The sequence below is a fragment of the uncultured Nostoc sp. genome (assembly GCF_937863485.1).
Classification (GTDB): Bacteria; Cyanobacteriota; Cyanobacteriia; order Cyanobacteriales; family Nostocaceae; genus Nostoc.
The window spans coordinates 1-18,228 of the sequence record NZ_CALMFY010000229.1; the positions used below are offsets into that span (position 1 = coordinate 1).

General features: G+C 42.4%; 14 protein-coding genes and 2 pseudogenes. 13 read left to right on the forward strand and 3 right to left on the reverse strand.

Annotation, left to right across the window (positions count from 1 at the left end; translation table 11 throughout):
• Positions 1-158: tetratricopeptide repeat protein (locus Q0541_RS31160; protein WP_298920319.1), on the forward strand; the 158-nt coding region annotated here is incomplete at its 5' end.
• 420 nt (positions 159-578) lie between these two features.
• Positions 579-2,672 (forward strand): glycoside hydrolase family 32 protein, encoded by a 2,094-nt coding sequence (locus tag Q0541_RS31165; RefSeq protein WP_298920266.1) that lies wholly within the window; start codon positions 579-581, stop codon positions 2,670-2,672.
• 546 nt (positions 2,673-3,218) lie between these two features.
• Here the strand turns inward: Q0541_RS31165 and Q0541_RS31170 are convergent.
• A complete protein-coding gene (locus Q0541_RS31170) occupies positions 3,219-3,443 on the reverse strand; it encodes a hypothetical protein (RefSeq protein WP_298920268.1) in 225 nt (74 codons plus the stop codon).
• A 23-nt stretch (positions 3,444-3,466) separates the two neighbouring features.
• Between Q0541_RS31170 and Q0541_RS31175 the strand changes: the two genes are divergently transcribed.
• From Q0541_RS31175 to Q0541_RS31190, 4 genes and pseudogenes are all read left to right on the forward strand, one after another.
• The gene (locus Q0541_RS31175; protein ID WP_298920273.1) at positions 3,467-4,036 is read left to right on the forward strand and encodes a Uma2 family endonuclease; all 570 of its coding nucleotides are present in this window, start codon (positions 3,467-3,469) and stop codon (positions 4,034-4,036) included.
• A 122-nt stretch (positions 4,037-4,158) separates the two neighbouring features.
• Positions 4,159-6,042 (forward strand): aspartate kinase, encoded by a 1,884-nt coding sequence (locus tag Q0541_RS31180; protein ID WP_298920276.1) that lies wholly within the window; start codon positions 4,159-4,161, stop codon positions 6,040-6,042.
• 604 nt (positions 6,043-6,646) lie between these two features.
• Complete coding sequence (locus Q0541_RS31185) at positions 6,647-8,695, forward strand: tetratricopeptide repeat protein (RefSeq protein WP_298920278.1); 2,049 nt, start codon at positions 6,647-6,649, stop codon at positions 8,693-8,695.
• Positions 8,694-9,010: pseudogene (locus Q0541_RS31190) on the forward strand (ISLre2 family transposase); the annotation flags it as partial. The gene Q0541_RS31185 and the pseudogene Q0541_RS31190, both read left to right, overlap by 2 nt.
• Here Q0541_RS31190 and Q0541_RS34670 read toward each other — a convergent pair.
• Both Q0541_RS34670 and Q0541_RS31195 read right to left on the reverse strand, forming a co-directional pair.
• Positions 8,999-9,160: a PEP-CTERM sorting domain-containing protein gene (locus tag Q0541_RS34670; protein ID WP_366941947.1), complete on the reverse strand. Its 162-nt coding sequence runs from the start codon at positions 9,158-9,160 to the stop codon at positions 8,999-9,001. The pseudogene Q0541_RS31190 and the gene Q0541_RS34670 overlap by 12 nt on opposite strands.
• Positions 9,142-10,080 carry an SGNH/GDSL hydrolase family protein gene (locus tag Q0541_RS31195; protein ID WP_298920280.1) on the reverse strand — a complete coding sequence of 313 codons (939 nt, stop codon included), beginning with the start codon at positions 10,078-10,080 and terminating at the stop codon, positions 9,142-9,144. The genes Q0541_RS34670 and Q0541_RS31195 overlap by 19 nt, the downstream gene beginning before the upstream one ends.
• 584 nt (positions 10,081-10,664) lie before the next feature.
• Here Q0541_RS31195 and Q0541_RS31200 point away from each other — a divergent pair.
• The 7 genes and pseudogenes from Q0541_RS31200 to hemN all read left to right on the forward strand — a co-directional run bounded on the left by Q0541_RS31200 (position 10,665) and on the right by hemN (position 17,573).
• The gene (locus Q0541_RS31200; RefSeq protein WP_298920282.1) at positions 10,665-12,143 is read left to right on the forward strand and encodes an amidase; all 1,479 of its coding nucleotides are present in this window, start codon (positions 10,665-10,667) and stop codon (positions 12,141-12,143) included.
• Positions 12,144-12,287: 144 nt separating this feature from the next.
• Entirely contained in the window at positions 12,288-12,578 is a 291-nt protein-coding gene (locus Q0541_RS31205; RefSeq protein ID WP_298920284.1) for a microviridin/marinostatin family tricyclic proteinase inhibitor, read from the forward strand.
• Positions 12,579-12,753: 175 nt separating this feature from the next.
• Positions 12,754-13,785 carry an MvdC family ATP-grasp ribosomal peptide maturase gene (locus Q0541_RS31210; protein ID WP_298920286.1) on the forward strand — a complete coding sequence of 344 codons (1,032 nt, stop codon included), beginning with the start codon at positions 12,754-12,756 and terminating at the stop codon, positions 13,783-13,785.
• Between the two features lie 84 nt (positions 13,786-13,869).
• Positions 13,870-14,835, forward strand: a complete 966-nt coding sequence (locus Q0541_RS31215) for an MvdD family ATP-grasp ribosomal peptide maturase (protein WP_298920288.1) — start codon at positions 13,870-13,872, stop codon at positions 14,833-14,835.
• Between the two features lie 167 nt (positions 14,836-15,002).
• Positions 15,003-15,197: a hypothetical protein gene (locus tag Q0541_RS31220; protein ID WP_298920289.1), complete on the forward strand. Its 195-nt coding sequence runs from the start codon at positions 15,003-15,005 to the stop codon at positions 15,195-15,197.
• Positions 15,198-15,685: 488 nt separating this feature from the next.
• Positions 15,686-16,006, forward strand: a pseudogene (locus Q0541_RS31225) (biliverdin-producing heme oxygenase); the annotation flags it as partial.
• A gap of 184 nt (positions 16,007-16,190) precedes the next feature.
• A complete protein-coding gene (gene hemN / locus Q0541_RS31230) occupies positions 16,191-17,573 on the forward strand; it encodes an oxygen-independent coproporphyrinogen III oxidase (protein ID WP_298920291.1) in 1,383 nt (460 codons plus the stop codon).
• Positions 17,574-18,228 lie beyond the last annotated feature (655 nt).

Here is an 18,228-nt window from a genome sequence, read left to right on the forward strand (position 1 = left end):
TCTACTACTCCCAAGGCAGATACAGCGAAGCTGAACCCCTTTTCATCCAAGCTTTAGATATTTTAGAGCCTTGGTTAGGTGCAAATCATCCTAATACTGTTACTGTGCGTGGAAATTTGGCAGATTTACGCGATCGCCTTTCCTCAAATCAAGAATAGGCAAGTTTTGTGCAAAGCGTATCAAGTTAAAAGTTAGATTTGCGATCGCCTAAATTAAAATTCATATTGAACTAAGTAAAAATCCCTGATTACTTACTCAAAAGCAGCTTTTAGTTTCACATTTTGGTGTTTTCCGCAAGCAAAAGAAGCTTTTACATACTCAAAAGCAGCTTTTAGTTTCACATTTTAGTGTTTTCCGCAAGCAAAAGCAGCTTTTACTTTCTCATTTTGGTGTTTTCGGCAAGCAAAATAAAGTCCAAATTGTTAGGAGTTATTAATTTTTAGAAGAGTGGAAGCTTTGTTTGCTGGATTAAATTTTACTATGAAAATTTAAAACTATATAATGCATCCATTCACTTCCTTGCGTCAAGGTGGTGAAGTTTCAGCCGGAATTGTAGGGATATTCTTTGGAGAAGAGTGATGAAGGTGCGTATTGTTTCTATGCTCTATGCGACCGCAGCTTTGTTGATTTTTCCTGCTCCTGCTCGGTCTGCGATCGAAAAGGTTGTTGGAGGTGGTGGTGTTCATCAAGGTGAAACACGTCGTATTACTGTCATAGGAGATGGGATTGATTTTGCGACTTCGGTCGCTTCCTCAGATGCACGAATTGGTGTCAGGCTTCTTAGTAAGAAAGGAATTGCACAGGGTAGAGCCAAAGGGCAGGTTGTACTGGAAGTTGCTGTGTCTCTCGATGTTCCTAAAGATCAGAATTTTAACCTGACGGTTCAAATCGCCCCAAACCTTTATTACTCCAAGGGAGGTTCTGAAACGGTTCGGCTGAATGTGCAGGCATATCCCAACAGTTCATGGAGACCTTTGTTTCATTTTGCCCCCTCATGGGGATGGATGAATGATCCCAACGGTCTTGTCTACGTAAATGGGACGTACCATCTCTATTATCAAGCAGTTCCGTTCTCCCGGGATAATGGAGGTCAACTAAACTGGGGACATGCGGTTAGCACTGATTTGGTTCACTGGTCTGGGCGCAGAGACGCTATGTTCAATCCGCCGATGGATCTTCTTGGCAGTAGTGACGATCAAAATCAAGTCTGGTCTCCCTTTTCGGGGTCGGCTGTAGTCGTTAGTGGTGAAGCTGCAAAACAGTCATCCTGCGACTGCTCAAACCTTTGTGTTGCTTCCATATTCACGAAGAACACTCCGATTATCACCCTCCAGGATCAATGGCTTGCTGCTAGCTGCGATGGAGGCGAATCCTTTAAAGCACCGGAGAGTGTATTGCCTAACTTGACACCTCCGAAACCAGATTTTCGAGATCCGAAGGTATTCCCCTATAAGGGGCGCTGGATCATGGTATTAGCTGTTGGAGACAAAATCGAGCTTTACGAGTCTGCGAATCTCAAACAGTGGAATCTCCTGTCCTCTCTCCCGCTCTACAGCAGCCTCACCACTTTAGGCCCTTTTGTCGAAACCCCAGATTTGATTGAGTTACCCGTGAGCAATTCAAAGACTAACGAAACCAAGTGGGTGCTGACCTATAGCGAAGGGTTCCTCCCGCCCGTGGCCTGCCAGGGTTTTCGAGACAGTACCGGAATGCCGCTCACTGCCCCTGCCCTGAAAAAGCAATGTGAAAGGTCACGAAATTTTACCTCACGTAGTCTCTATATCATCGGCGAATTTGATGGTAAGCAGTTCAAGCAGGAGTCACAGCCTCGACTTTTAGATTTTGGGTCAGATTTTTATGCACCTCAAACCTGGTCTAACACTCCAGGACGACGAATCTTAGCGGCCTGGCAAAATAATTGGCATTACGCCCACCAAGTTCCAACAACGCCTTGGCGAGGACACTTGAGCATTCCGCGAGATTTGGGGCTGATTAGAGATAATGGCACCTATTGGCTGACTCAAACTCCAGTTCAAGAACTAGCGGCTTTAAGAAATTCTGCGCTTGGGCGTGTTACTCGGCTACGGGATAAACCCCTGACCAACAGGACACCAGATGAACTGAAGAATTTTCGTTCCACGGCATTCGATGCTGACCTAGCAATTGATGTCGCGGGTTTGCCCAAAGTCAACTCCCAAATCAAGATTCAGCTTCGAGCGGGTGATACAGGGCAAGGAATGGTGTTGACATGGCGACGTACTGGTGCTGACAAGGGAGAGCTATCACTAACGCGCTCTGCTTCTGAAGCGGGTGGTTCGACTTCAGAATTAACTCAACAAGAGTCTGGGTTTATCGGTCAATGGTTGTCTACCTCTGTTCCGCTTGCAGCACCAATAGTTCAGCGACTCATGTCAGGTTCAAAGAACGCCCAACCCAGTACAAGATCGCAGATCGCTCAGGTGCCTGTTGTGGTATCTGGTAAGAATAATAGCATCTTAAAACTTCGGATTCTCGTGGATCGAAGTTCGGTAGAAGTGTTTGCCGGCGATGGACGAATCGTGTTAAGCGGTTTATTCTTTCCTGATGCATCCAATAAACAGTTCAAAATGTATACAACAGGGGGAAATGCAAAGTTAGTGAGCTTGACTATATATCCGTTCAGTAATGACTGATGATTTCATATAACGACTGCAAACTGAACTTCATCTATGTTGAGAACTGTAGTTTTTGCCCTCACCCTAAATCCCTCTCCCAAGTAGGGAGAGGGACTTCTTTCTAGCTCCCCTTCTCCCATTATTGGGAGAAGGGGCTGGGGGATGAGGGTTTTTTCTGTTCATATGGAAAGAACTACAGTTTTCAAGGTGGACGCTGTTTAATCAACCATCAGTGCAGGGCAAATGCATCATATCAACAAGAAGATTTTATTCTCAATCGGCTGGAAAGTAATTGTATTAATCGCCGCTTATTCACATAAATTTAGTAACGCCGATAGCGTTCGCGCAGCGTCTCGTAGAGAAGCGTTAGCGAGTCTTCTCCCAAGGGGAGACGCCAAGGGCGAACGAGCGTCATAGCCCGTCGTAGACATCGCTTTAAGTTTTAGAAACTAAACCAAACGAGAAATGCCGATTTTGTCGTTGGTTCTTAACCTTCAGGACTTACGCACAGGTAATGGAAAATCGAACCGCAGAGTCCGCAGAGGGCACGGAGAAATAAGAGTTTCAGAGAGTTCTTGCGTAAGTCCTAACCTTGTTTGCGATCGAGAGTAATTTAGATGCGTTTGCCCTGACTGCTAGAGGCGATCGCTTTTCTTTAGAGAAAGTTGTAAAAAAGCTCATCGATTCTTGGTAACGCTGCTCACGCCATGTTGCCAGACGTGACAGATAAGCTGCGATATTGGCGGGATTATGGAGATAGTAAGTAATAGTAGCGTGAATTTGCTCCAAACTCAAACTAGATATATTAAACTATGATAGCCTCGCCCCAACAAAACTACGTCACCGTTGAAGAATACCTCCAAGTGGAGGAACAGAGCAATATCAAGCATGAATATATAGACGGCTACATTTACGCAATGGCTGGAGCGCTAGATCCACACGTTACCATTGCTCTTAACCTGGCATCTTTCCTCCGTAATCATCTGCGCGGCTCTGGAAGGCGTGTTTACATCGCTGACATGAAAGCCAGAATTGAATCTCTAAATCGCTTTTATTATCCCGATGTGATGGTTACTTGCGATCGACGAGATCAAGAAACGCCAGGTTATAAAAGATTTCCCTGTTTAATTGTCGAAGTTTTATCTAATTCTACTGAAGCCTTTGACCGGGGCGACAAATTCGCTGATTATCAAACCCTGGAAAGTCTGCAAGAATATGTTTTAATTAATACAAAGCGTCAACGAGTTGAGTGTTTTCGACGCAATGAGCAAGGGTTGTGGGTTTTACAATCCTACACAGCAGAACATGAATCATTTCGACTCAACAGCGTGGATTTTGAGGAAACAATGGCAGCACTCTACGAAGATGTAGTTTTTGAATAATCTAATTATGATGGGGCATTCGCCGCGATATTTAGTAAACTATATAACTGATAAGCCTTGAAGGCTTCCTTACCAGGCGGAAGCGTTGATGAAAGCAGGCACAATTGATTAAATAAAAAGTTATGGCGCTCATAGTTCAGAAATACGGTGGTACATCTGTCGGTTCAGTCGAACGGATTCAAGCTGTTGCACAGCGTGTTTATAAAACTGTTAAAGCTGGAAACTCTATTGTCGTAGTGGTTTCGGCAATGGGCAAAACCACCGATGGACTCGTCAAACTAGCTACTGAAATTTCTCCAAATCCTAACCGCCGGGAAATGGATATGCTGCTTTCTACTGGCGAACAAGTAACGATCGCCTTACTCAGTATGGCATTGCAGGAACTCGGACAGCCTGCAATCTCGATGACTGGCGCTCAGGTAGGAATTGTTACTGAAGCAGAACACAGCCGCGCTCGGATTTTGCATATTGAAACTACTCGCCTAACTCGCCACATAAATGAAGGTAAAGTAGTTGTAGTAGCTGGCTTCCAAGGCACATCTAGCGCTGGAGAGATGGAAATTACGACTTTGGGTCGTGGTGGTTCCGACACTTCGGCGGTGGCGATCGCAGCTGCATTACGAGCAAATTTTTGTGAAATTTATACAGATGTTCCCGGTATTTTAACTACAGATCCCCGCTTAGTTGCCGAAGCTCAGTTGATGGATGCCATCACCTGCAATGAAATGTTGGAACTAGCTAGCTTGGGCGCAAAAGTGCTACATCCCCGCGCTGTGGAAATTGCTCGTAACTATGGTGTTCCCCTTGTAGTTAGGTCTAGCTGGACGGATGACCCCGGTACTTGGGTAACATCAGCTAAACCCCAAGGGCGATCGCTGATCAATTTAGAAATTGCCCGTCCGGTGGATCATGTAGAATTTGACACTGACCAAGCAAAGGTCGCTTTATTGCGCGTACCTGACAAACCAGGCGTAGCAGCAAGGTTATTTGGCGAAATTTCTCGGCAAAAAGTAGACGTAGATTTGATTATTCAGTCAATTCATGAAGGTAACAGTAATGACATTGCCTTTACGGTCACCACACCAATATTAAAACGGGCAGAAGCAGTAACAGCAGCGATCGCCCCAGCACTCAGGAGTCAATCTAACCCCAAATTTGACGAAGCCGAGGTAATGGTAGAACATAACATTGCCAAAGTCAGCATCGCAGGCGCAGGAATGATTGGGCGTCCTGGTGTGGCTGCGAAGATGTTCGCCACCTTAGCAGCAGCTGGGGTGAACATTCAAATGATTTCCACCAGCGAAGTGAAAGTAAGTTGCGTAGTAAATACAGCCGAATGCGATCGCGCCGTCCTAGCACTCTGCACCGCCTTTGAGATCGAAGCAAAAAGCGGAGAACTTCTAACTCCTAACCCTTGTACAGACGCGATTAATCGCGTCTCTCCTGCTAACCCCTATACAGACGCGATTAATCGCGTCTCTCCTCACTCCTCCCCCACTCCTCCCGTTCGCGGCGTTGCTTTAGATTTGAACCAAGCGCGTCTTGCTATTCGCCAATTGCTAGATCGTCCGGGGATGGCGGCGAAGCTGTTTGGACTATTAGCGCAACATAATATCAGCGTTGATATGATTATCCAATCTCAGCGCTGTCGAGTAATTGATGGTGTTCCCAGGCGGGATATTGCCTTCACAATCTCGCGGCTGGATGGGGAAAATGCAAAACAAATGCTCACCCAAGTAGCGGCAGAATTAGGATGGGGTGAAGTTGTTTTAGATAGTGCGATCGCTAAGGTGAGTATTGTCGGTGCAGGTATGGTAGGACAACCAGGTGTCGCCGCTAAAATGTTTGAAGCTTTAGCCCAACAACAAATTAATATTCAAATGATTGCCACTTCAGAAATCAAAATTAGTTGTGTCGTGGCGCAAGAGCAAGGTGTTAAAGCTTTGCAAGCCATTCATGCAGCCTTTGGACTGGCTGGTAGTGAGAAATTTGTCGTGCCAGCGTAAAATCTGACTCTAACTCCCTCTTTGTTGTGCGTACAGAGACTATTTTCTGCTTGCATTGCTAATGCATCGACCTGCAATGTTAATGCATCGGCCGCATTGTTAATGTATCGACTTACAATGGCATAACATCGACCTGCAATGGCATAATATCGACTTGCAATGGCATAATATTGACCTGCAATGGCATAATATCGACTTACAATGGCATAACATCGACCTGTATTGTTAACGTGAGTTCGATAGATTTGATATGACTCCTCTCCAAACCTCTCCCCAAAGCAGGGAGAGATTTCTCTCGTTCCTATGCTCCGCATAGGAATGGCTGATTAGAGGCTCTGCCTCAAGTTAGATATTGAGTCAGAGCCTCAATGAATGCATTCCCATTCCCATGTCAGAGCATGGGAACGAGGGAACGAGGGAAGCCTGATTAAGCTAGGTTTTTAGAACTTGTGTGTCCACCGTAGCCTACAAAGAGAGGGAGGCTAGGTGGGAGAGGTTCCTCGAACTACGCCGTAGCAGTCTACACATTTATCTGATTTTTAATTTTTAACATTAATAACACCTAAGCTATAATCAAACAATTTATAAAACTATATTTATATTGATGAATAGTCATTTCTTAGATGGACGTTATCGAATACTAAAAGTTCTCAATGATCGTGAAAAGGGGAAAACATATCTAGTTGAAGATGTTAATCTTCCTGGCAGCCAATTTGTAGTAAAGCAGTTATGTCCGCATAGTAGCAATCCTCAAACTTTAACCATCCTGCGTCGCTTGTTTGCCAGTAAGACAGCAACTTTAGAAAAACTAGGACAGGAACACAAGAAAATTCAAAAGTTAATTGCTTGTTTTGAAGAAAATGAAAAATTCTATATAGTCCAAGAATTTATCCCCGGTAATCCTTTAACTAATGAAATTATCCAGGGACAACCTCTGAGCGAAGACCAAGTTATTCTTCTTTTATCAGAGATATTAGAAATTTTGAGGATTGTACATAGTTATGGGATAATTCATCAGGATATTAAACCAGCAAATATTATTCGTCGTGAGTCAGATAAAAAGTTAGTTTTAGTTGATTTTGCTATTGTTAACGAAGCCATTACTAAAACCGTTGATAATCTCGAATATATGCCTAGAGAACAAGTTAACGGCAACCTCAAATACAACAGCGATATATATGCTTTAGGTATAGTTGCGATCGCAGCACTTCTAGGTTTACCAGCAAAGGAAATATCTCAACTGCAAAGTCAGAAAAATAAGCTAACAGGTGAAATAGTTTGGCGTCACAAAAATATAAAAATTAACAGAAAATTAGCAAAAATTCTTAATAGGATGGTGCGTTTTGACTATCGTAAGCGCTACCAGTATGCGACCGAAGTTTTAGACGATCTGAAAAATATAACAAATGTTGATCGCGATCAGCAAAAACAGCATGATAAAAAATTATTACTAATTCTAGCGGGGGTAGCTGGCTGTATCACACTTGGTGTTGGAGCATGGTTTTTGCATTCACTAAAACCTGTAAGTGATGCTCAACAACAATTATATCAAGAAGGAGTAAATAAATATGACGCAGGAAACTATGAAGGAGCAGTTGAAGATTTCAATCAGGTTATTGAATTAGATCCACATAACGCTTTGGCTTATAATCGGCGAGGCGATGCTTATTATCGATTAGGAGACTATGAGCAAGCACAAGCAGACTCTAGCCAAGCCATTTTACTCAATCCTCAAGATGCTAATGCCTATTTTGACCGAGGATTTGCTTTTTCTGAATTAAACAAATACAAAGAAGCGATCGCTGACTATACCCAAGCAATTAAGTTAAATTCTGAGAATGGATATGCTTACTATGGCCGGGGGTTAGCCCGTGCCCAACTCAAGGATAATAAAGGCGCAATTGGAGATTTTAGCAAAGCGATCGCTCTTAAGCCTCAGTATAGCGAAGCCTACTTGCAGCGAGGGATTCTCCGCCGTCGCCTCAGACAAAGACTTGGAGCAATCCAAGATTTTGATACAGTAATTAAGATTAATCCTAGTGATGCCAAAGCTTATTATCAAAGGGGTTTAACTCAATCTCTCAATAAACAAAAATATATAGCGCTTAAAGATTACACGGATGCAATTAGCATCAATCCTAAATACATAGAAGCTTATCTTAATCGTGGTGATGTTTACAGTGATCTGGGAGATAAACTCGAAGCTACTGAAGATTACAACGCTATTTTACAGATTGATCCTAAATTTATTGCAGCTTATATCCACAGAGGTATTCACCGCTTTTCTTTCGGAGATTATAAAGGCGCTATTGAAGATTACACCGAAGTCCTGAAACTAGATCCTAATAATATAACAGCTTACAATAACCGTGGTAATGCTTATCTCGAACTGGGAAATAAAAAAGCTGCAAATCAGGATTATTCACGAGCGATCGCCATTAATGCTAACAATGCCTTAGCCTACTATAACCGAGGTGTGATTCGCACCAAGCAGAAAAATAAACAGGGAGCGATCGCAGATTTCAAAAAAGCTGCAAAACTATTCCAACAGCAAGGAGAAAAAGATAGTTATCAAGATGCACAGAGAGAAATTGCAATTCTGCAAAATAAGTCAGCACCAGCACCAACTACTCGCCCTAAATCTGGAATATGATTTTTATCACGTCAGCGAACATTTACAAAGATTTGCAGATGCTACTTTTAATGATGAAAAAAAACGTAAATCTTGGTTTCAAAAAGCACGCAAAACTTTAAAAAAAGCTAATGTTTTAAACTTAATAAAGCAGATGAATTTATCATTTCAGCCACTGGAGAGCGTTGTAAAACAACAGTTTCACAGAGAGATTATATTTTAGGTGCATATGGTGAAGGGCGTTTAAATTACGCTAGGATTTTAGCAAAAAAACTACCTATTGGTAGTGGTGCGATTGAGAGTTTAATCAGACAAGTTGTCAATTTAATAATGAAGTGTCTTTTGGACTTGGGAAAAATTATTGATGGTGGCTGGGCCAGATAATATTCTCTTACGTCTGGTAACTGTGCCGATCACACCCAAAGTAAAGACCAAACTGAGAACATTGGATGGTTCAGGTACTGCTTTTATTTTACTTGTTGAGATACCACAAACTTCGTCATGTCCTCACCGATAATTTCATGTGTACGACGAGTTGGATGATATTCATCCCAGAAATAGTATTGATCGGGTGTTGAACACGCAGGCTTAATCTCAGGAAAGGTAGGTTGGCAAGGATCATTCACATTGATCAAACCATAGTCTCCTGGTTTGGAGCGAATCAAGTTACTAATGCCAGTATAATCGTAGTCAGCAATTTCAACGCCTAACTGCTGACTAAGAGCATTTAATCGGGAGCGAAGAAGCGTATTAAATGAATCCCTAAACTCAGTTGCTTGATCAACTTTATTTTCATCTACTATCGCAGGCACTATAGCAGGATTTAAAGAATTCACTACCAAAAATTGCTTTGCACCTAGTGCAGCTAGTTTAGACACGTCTTCTTCAATATTGCTTACAGCTTGGGCGGAAAGTTGTGTAATTGTACCAGGCTGATTAAAGTCATTATACTGGAAGTAGTCATTTGCTGAGGCGAAGATAATATATAGAGCATTCTTATCGGCAGTTTGTCCCTGAAGTCCTGCCTTGTATTGGTCTATTTGACCGAATACGCCAGTATTTTGGTATGGATCTAGCCAAGTGTGATAATTTCCATTTCCACTCTTAGCACCACCCACCGCGTAATCTGTCAGGTTTAGTTGGAGGTTTCTAGCTAACACTTCAACTGCTGTTGATCCATTAGTCCAGCGTCCCCCTACATCATACAATCCTAAAGCTGGATCGGCAGGTAAAAGAGTTGAATCGGGCACACCTGCATTAACGGCATTGGTTGAAATTTGCAATGCTGCTCCGTTATCTGAATAGCTATCGCCAAAGGCATAAATTTGAGAAATCGATCCAAATGAAGCTGCATGTACCTTGGGAGCTTTTACCGTAATACCATTAAAAGCAACTTGTCTAAACATGATCGGAAATTTCTTCAAAAAGGGGTATTATTTGTAAGCGCAAATTGAGAAACAAATTTTGTCTGGCGTAAACTTACCACAACCCCAGTGCTTCTTATGTATAGTTTTAATGAAGCTCCCTGTGAGAACTATTCAAACGATTTTTGGTAGAAACAGGTTTCTGCGTAGAATTCAGTGTGTGTACTTGATTTCTCAGCCTAACAACCAGTAGTTATGAATTCCTACTCGTATGGAATTCATGTAGGAAAAGTAGGGAGTTTTTTTAAGGTCAGGACTTACGCAAAATCATGATAAAACGAACCGCAAAGGACGCATTCGCGCAGCGTCTCGTAGAGAAGGACACAAAGGAATAAGAGTTTCAGAGAGTTATTGCGTAAGTCCTGAAGGTTTCAGGAACGATTAATTGTGCTGTAGAATTATTAAGCATTTAGTAATATTAGTAAAAATATAATAAACAGGGAAAAGTTAGTCTATAAAGTGCCATAGCCTCGCTCTGTGCCTTGCCTTATTCACCTTGGCGGTTGCTACGGGAAACAAAGGCTTTATCGCAATCAAAGACTGGATTAATGAGGTGAAATCGACCTATGAGTGACTTAGTTTTCCTACCCGCTCATCAACTTGCTCAGATGATTCGCGATCGCCAAGTCTCTGCTCTTGAAGTGTTCGATGCTTACCTGGCGCAGATTTTTAAACATAACTCAAAGCTGAATGCGATTTGCACGTTAGACGAAGACAATGCTCGTGCTACAGCCAAGCTTGCTGATGAAGCCCTAGCCAGAGGAGAACACTGGGGCGCTCTGCACGGTGTTCCTGTAACGATAAAAGACATTTTTGAAACAGTTGGACTCCGTACCACAGCAGGTTATATTCCTCTCAAAGACTACATTCCTCAACAAGATGCCACCGTTGTAGCAAGGCTGCGGGCAGCAGGAGCCGTTATCCTGGGAAAAACGAACATGGCCGAACTGGCTGGTGATTTTCAAAGTACAAATTCTCTGTTTCCCCGGGTAAATAATCCCTGGAATCTTGACTACACAGCAGGTGGTAGTTCTGGAGGCAGTGCCGCTGCTGTTGCAGCCGGACTTTCACCATTAGATATAGGCAACGATATTGCGGGTTCCGTGCGCCAGCCTGCAACTTTCTGTGGTGTGTATGGTTTAAAGCCAACAGATCGCCGGATTTCCACCGCAGGAAGTATCCCTGAAGTACCGGGAATGCCGCTATGTTTGCGACAAATGTTGACTATTGGCTGTTTTGGGCGATCGCTCGAAGATATTCGCCTTTGTTTTTCACTGATAGCTGGTGCTGATCTGCGTCGCCCAGATGTGCCACCGATAACCCTTGATACCCCATCTGGAAAGTCTTTGCAGGATCTTAAAATTGCTTGGATTGATGAATGGGTGGAGGTTCCCGTTGCTGCACAAATTCGAGGCGCAGTACAGACAGTCGTGCAAAAACTTGCTCAAGCAGGTACTCATATTGAACGCTGGCTTCCCAAAGACTTTGATCTATCGACAGTGTGGAACCTCCACGGGAGGATGGAAGCATACATCAACAACTACGCCCAACCCAAGGATGGCTATAATCTGCGACGCAGTTTAGAGTTACTCTTTCGCACCGCAACTCAAGGCGACAAAAAACTCCGAAAATTGGGAAATTTCAGTAGCTTTCTCCCAGAACTTTTGAATCCCAGTTTAAGAGGATATTTCGAGACACTCACCGAGCGCGATCGCTTCATTGCCCAAATCGATGAAGCCCTAGAAGCATGGGATGTATGGCTCACTCCTGTGACAGCAACCCCTGCATTTACTCATCGTCCGGCTTGGAGCGCCATTGATATTGAGGGCAAATCCTATCCTCATGCGGTGGCAAACGGGGCTTACACCATACCATTTAATCTTAGTGGTCATCCGGCGGTGGTGATTCCCATAGGGCAAACTCACAATGGCTTACCGATTGGAATGCAGATTGTGGGAAAGCGATGGCGCGAGATGGAGTTGTTGGCGATCGCTCAACAACTTGACAAAGTGGTTGGTGATTTCCGCCATCCATTGGGCTATTGAATATTTGCACAGGAGAATCAAAAGTATTTTTACACAAATGTTACAAATAATTTCACATGAAATTAATGCTTAATCATAGATGAAATACTATGTAACATCATTGAGACAGTGTAAATTTATATTACTTCACCTGAGGAAAAAATTATGTCTGAAAACAAACCAGAAGAACTAAATTCACAAGCAGTACCCTTCTTTGCCCGATTTTTAGAAGGGCAAAGCTTTGAAGACCTATCTGATCAAGAATCAGAAGGGATTGGCGGTGGAAGTTGTGGTGTAACTAATAAGCATAAAGATGAATTGAGGGAAACTCGGAAGTACCCATCCGATAAAGATGATGTAGTAACGGAAAAGTATCCCTATGATAGTGATGAACAGGTTTTTACTACTCTGAAGTTCCCTTCAGACAGCGAGGAGCATGTAGCGGCAATAAAATAACTGCATACTTTTGAGTACACCAGAGATGCTGTTTTAAAAAATATTCTGAGAGGAAAAACACTGTTAACTTTGCCAACTCCATCTAGGGGTTGGCTTCCCATTAAAACTAAGTTTATTTTTTTAATGCTTTATTTTTTTAATAGTTGACAATACAAGAACTCAATGAAGATATTTTATGCACGTTGACCGTGATGTAGTTTTATTAATCACCCATAGTGGTGATTACTTTACAATAGATAGAGTTGCAGAAGCTGTATCAAAACGAGGCGCACAGCCATTTCGCCTTAATACTGATAAGTTTCCAATGACAGTACAAATCGAGGCGAATTTAAGTAACTCTGGGAGTAATCATAAACTGGAATATGGCGATGTCTTACGACAAGCCGCTCCGCGTCTACGCTCCCTGAACACCGAGCAAGTGCAAGCTGTATGGATGCGACGGATCTGGGAACCTGATTTAGGTAAAGAATTAGCTCCCCAATTCCAAGCAGCCTGCTCTAGTGAATCACTCGCAGTCTTAGATGGCTTTTGGGACAGTCTGAGGGGAGCTACCTGGGTGGATGATTTACAACGGATTAGTGCAGCTGAAAACAAGCTACGCCAACTGAGAATTGCATCAGAAGTTGGTCTTGTCATACCTCGGACTATCGTCACCAACAATCCTCAACAAGCACGAGAGTTTTTTGGGGAAGTTAAAGGAAAAATGGTTGCCAAGTTACTCAGACCTCTTTCTTATGGGATGCAAGCCTCCTCTTTTTTCATGTATACCAGCGCCGTTAAAGAAGAAGACTTACTTGATGCTGAAACACTGCGCTATTGTCCAGTTGTGTTTCAAGAACAAATCCCCAAACAGCTAGAACTACGTGCAGTGTATGTGAATGGTAATCTCTTTGTCGGCGCACTGGATGCGTCTGAGTATGCAGCATCCACCCAAGATTGGCGACGTGGGACAAAAGAGGCTCTCACCTGGCAACCCTATCAATTACCTGATAAACTAATCCGTTGCCTCGATGCTTTTATGGCAAGGTTTGGACTGATTTTTGGAGCATTTGACTTCATCAAAACGCCATCAGGGGAATACGTTTTTCTAGAAATTAATCCTACAGGAGAGTGGGGGATGCTGGAGAGAGATTTAGAATACCCGATCGCAGATGCGATCGCATCTGCACTACTTTCAAAAAGTCCTAAGCAAAATGCTCTTACTTAAAAATTCACAACCAACTGACAGCCTTTATAAATTTAGGGGCTTGTTAATTTTTAATTTTTAATTTTTAATTCGGAGCGAAGCGACGTGACTGTTTTAATCATTACTCACAGCGAAGACAACGAAAGTATTCCTCTAGTTATTCAGGCAATTGAAGCCCAAGGAGGGAAAGCATTTCGTTTTGACACAGACCGATTTCCCACAGAAATCATTTTAGATGTTTACTATGCTGGAAGTGAACGAGTTACTCTGCTCGTAGATGACCAAACATTAGATTTGAGTGAAGTCTCAGCAGTTTGGTATCGGCGTATTGCAATTGGGTCAAAAATTCCCGACTCGATGGACAAGCAACTCAGACAAGCCTCACTGAAAGAATCTCGCGTCACCATTGAGGGAATGATTGCCAGTATTAAGGGTTTCCATCTCGACCCTCTGCCAAATATTCGCCGAGCCGAAAATAAGCAACTGCAATTACAAATAGCACGAGAGGTCGGTTTAGATACGCCACGCACTCTGACTACAAACAATTCAGTGGCAGTGAAGCAATTTGCCCAAGAGTGTAAGCAGGGAATGATTACAAAGATGCTCTCTTCCTTTGCCATTTACGATGAACAAGGACGAGAAAAAGTTGTGTTTACAAATCCAATTTCATCTGAGGATCTGGACAACCTTGATGGATTACGTTTCTGCCCAATGACATTTCAAGAAAAAATCCCCAAGGCATTAGAATTGCGGACAATTATTGTTGGTAAGCGTGTGCTGACAGCTGCGGTTGATTCTCAAGCTTTGGATCAGGCGCGTTACGATTGGCGCAAACAGGGAATTGCCTTACTCGATGCTTGGGAGTCATACACTCTGCCTGAAGATGTCGAAGAGAAACTGCTCAAACTCATGGCAGAATTTCGTTTGAACTACGGAGCTATTGATATTATTTTGACCCCTGATGGTCGTCATGTATTTCTTGAAGTTAACCCAGTTGGCGAGTTTTTCTGGTTAGAACGCTGTCCTGGCTTACCGATTTCTCAGGCGATCGCACAGGTTCTACAGAATTAAAGCTAAAAACTTTTCTTGCAAGAGCCTCAAATATAATTGCACAACTTACCTACTTAGGACTTACGCAAAAAACCTCTCAAACTCTCATTCCTCCGTGTACTCTGTGTCTCTGTGGTTCGTTCTTCCATGACTTGTGCGTAAGTCCTGCTACTAATGGGATAGTAGATATGTGGAAAGATGAAATTCTTGAAGAGATTTATAGAATACGAGAAGAACATGCAAAGGCTTTCAACTACGACTTACAAGCAATTTGTGATGATTTGAGACAAAAGCAAGCTGCAAGTAATCGGCAGATCATTTCACAGCCACTCAAACAACCCAGTCGCCGAAATAACAAATGCGATCGCCGAAATAACAAATGAGTTCGCCGAAATAGCAAATGCGAACGCTCCTACCTAGTTTCTCACCCCTTCGGTATTTTGGGTGGACACCAGAAGAGGTTTTTGCTGGACACCCCAAGGGATTCCAGAATTCCTCGCATAACCTCTGTGCAATACATCCAGTGTCCCAAATCGTCATACATGCGATCGGGATTAAACTCGACATTATAATGCAGTAGACCTCTTGCATAAGTCGAATAGACCCCCCTTAATCCCCCCGATATATTGGCTACGGTGTACACACAAGTCTGAAATATCTGATTAACCAAGGTTTTACCCCACCCTAACCCTCCCCTTATAAAGGGGAGCCACTGCGTTGGGCGGGCAATGCCCGACTTGTTCGCTTTTAGCGTTCCCGCAGGGTAGCATGTGGCGTGAGGGAACTAGATTTCCGGCTTCCCCCCTTTATAAGGGGGGATTGAGGGGGGTAATTCGACTTGTAGTGTACACCGTAGCCTTATAAAGGGGGGATTAAGGGGGGTCAAATGCTACAAAAAGTTGCTCAGTCAGCCCTGAAGCTTTCTGGTTATGAAGGCACGTCCTTTTACAATTTTGAGCAAATTCCTGACAAAAAGGCATTTAAGGATAAGTATCGTCAGGCATTAAATGCATTATCCATTGATGATATAACAGCAGAACGGATTGTTGCAGAAGCTAATAATGCCTTTCGGTTCAATTTACAGATGGCTCAGGAGTTAGAGGGAAGTTTAATCAAAGCACTCGGTCAAGTTCTGTTTAATAGCCTCACTCGTTCCCAGAATTCAGGTAGCACCGAAATAGCTGCGGCTAATTTAGGAGTAGAGACGCGATTAATCGCCTCTGTACAGGAGTTAGGAGTAGAGACGCGATTAATCGCCTCTGTACAGGAGTTAGGAGAGACGCGATTAATCGCCTCTGTACAAAAGTCAGGAATCAGTAATTATTCTTGCCTCCCTCATCCCCCTTCCCCTCACACATTTATTGGAAAGCAACCCAATGGTTTTTGTATTACCTAGTGTCAAATTTGATCTGGATCTGATCCAAAAGTACGACACTCGCGCCCCCAGATACACCAGTTACCCGCCCGCTACAGAGTTAAGCGAAACATTCACTGAAACTGATTTTAAGACCGCGATCGCAGCCTCGAATCAACGCAAAACCCCTCTTTCTTTATATTTCCACATCCCCTTTTGCCAAAGTGCTTGCTACTTCTGTGGCTGTAACACGGTAATTTCCAACAACAAAAATATTGCCAAACCTTACCTAGAGTCTTTAATTCAAGACATCAAAAACACCTCCGCTTTAATCGATCCAGACAGAAAAGTGCTGCAAATCCACTGGGGAGGCGGTACTCCTAATTACTTGGATTGTGACCAAGTAGAATATTTATGGAAAAACATCAATCGCTATTTCAACATCGATCCACAAGCAGAAATCTCAATTGAGATTAACCCCCGCTATATCGATAGAAACTACATTTTATTTCTCAGACAGATTGGGTTTAACCGCATTAGTTTTGGCATTCAGGATTTTAATCGTCAAGTTCAAGTAGCTGTTAATCGTGTCCAGCCAGAAGAAATGCTTTTTGATGTCATGAGTTGGGTCAAAGAAGCTAACTTTGAAAGTGTGAATGTAGACCTTATTTATGGTTTACCCTATCAAACCCGTGAGACATTTCGGGAGACGGTGAAAAAGACTATTGAGTTAGACCCTGACCGAATTGTTGTTTTTAACTTTGCCTATGTACCGTGGCTCAAACCGACGCAAAAAAATATCCCTCAAGAGGCGCTACCCCCAGCAGAGGAAAAGTTAGAGATTCTGAAAATGACCATTGAAGAATTAACGAATAACCAATATCTATTTATTGGGATGGATCATTTTGCTAAAACTAATGATGAATTAGCGATCGCTCAACGGAATGGTACTCTCAAGCGCAACTTCCAGGGTTACACTACTCATGCTGAAACAGAACTGTTTGGTTTTGGTGCTACATCCATCAGTATGCTAGAAGATGCTTATGCTCAAAACCACAAGGAATTAAAGGATTATTATCAAACACTTGCAGCGGGTGCTTTACCTGTTAGTAAAGGTATCAAACTTACTCAAAATGATATTATCAGACGGGATGTAATCATGGGGATTATGTCTCACTTTCAGCTTCATAAGCAAGATATTGAAAACAAATATCATATCAATTTTGATGAATATTTCTCTGATGAACTAGAGGCGTTAAAACCATTAGAAGCCGATAGCCTGGTCAGTTTATCAAAAAATCATATCCATATTACAGATATCGGTAGATTATTAGTCAGAAATATTGCCGTCATATTTGATACTCACACAAGAACGCGAGAGACAAAATTCTCCCGTGCCATTTGAGGTAACTTCTGCAAATTTTGACTACATATTATCTCCTCAATCTACCTTCAAAATAACGGTTGAGGGAATATGATATAGCAATCCTATCTGATTTCGTTCAAATTTGCGCTGTCCAAATCCCCGACTTCGTAAAAGTTGTCGGGGATCTAACTTTTCACGAATGATTTAGGATTGCTATAGGACTGATATTTGATTTTTGAAATATACGTAGGGTGCGTTAGCCTTTGGCTAACGCACCACCTCTGATTCTAGGTGCCGTACTCAAGGGCGATAACACAACGCCAGTCCGCTCAAGTCGGGAAACCCGCCCAGACGGCTGGCTCCCCTACATATACTAATTTTCGCAAAACATTAGTGATTAAGAAAATTAATCTTTGCTCAGTTTATAAAGTTGTTAAATAAAAGTTGTACATAAGCCTAGTTGATTATTATGTGCAATAATATATAATTAATGATGAATTATCATCAAAAAAATACATTTTATTTATAAGTAAATATTTTTGATGCATCCCCAAAAAGTTAGATAAAGTGTTTCTCTCTTAAGATAGATATAAAATCAGATAAATTAATTTTTTAATATTATTTATTTTTCCAGTCAATCAGGACTAAGATTATATTTTGAATAATTCATGACTTAATCTAGAAAAAAGTTTTA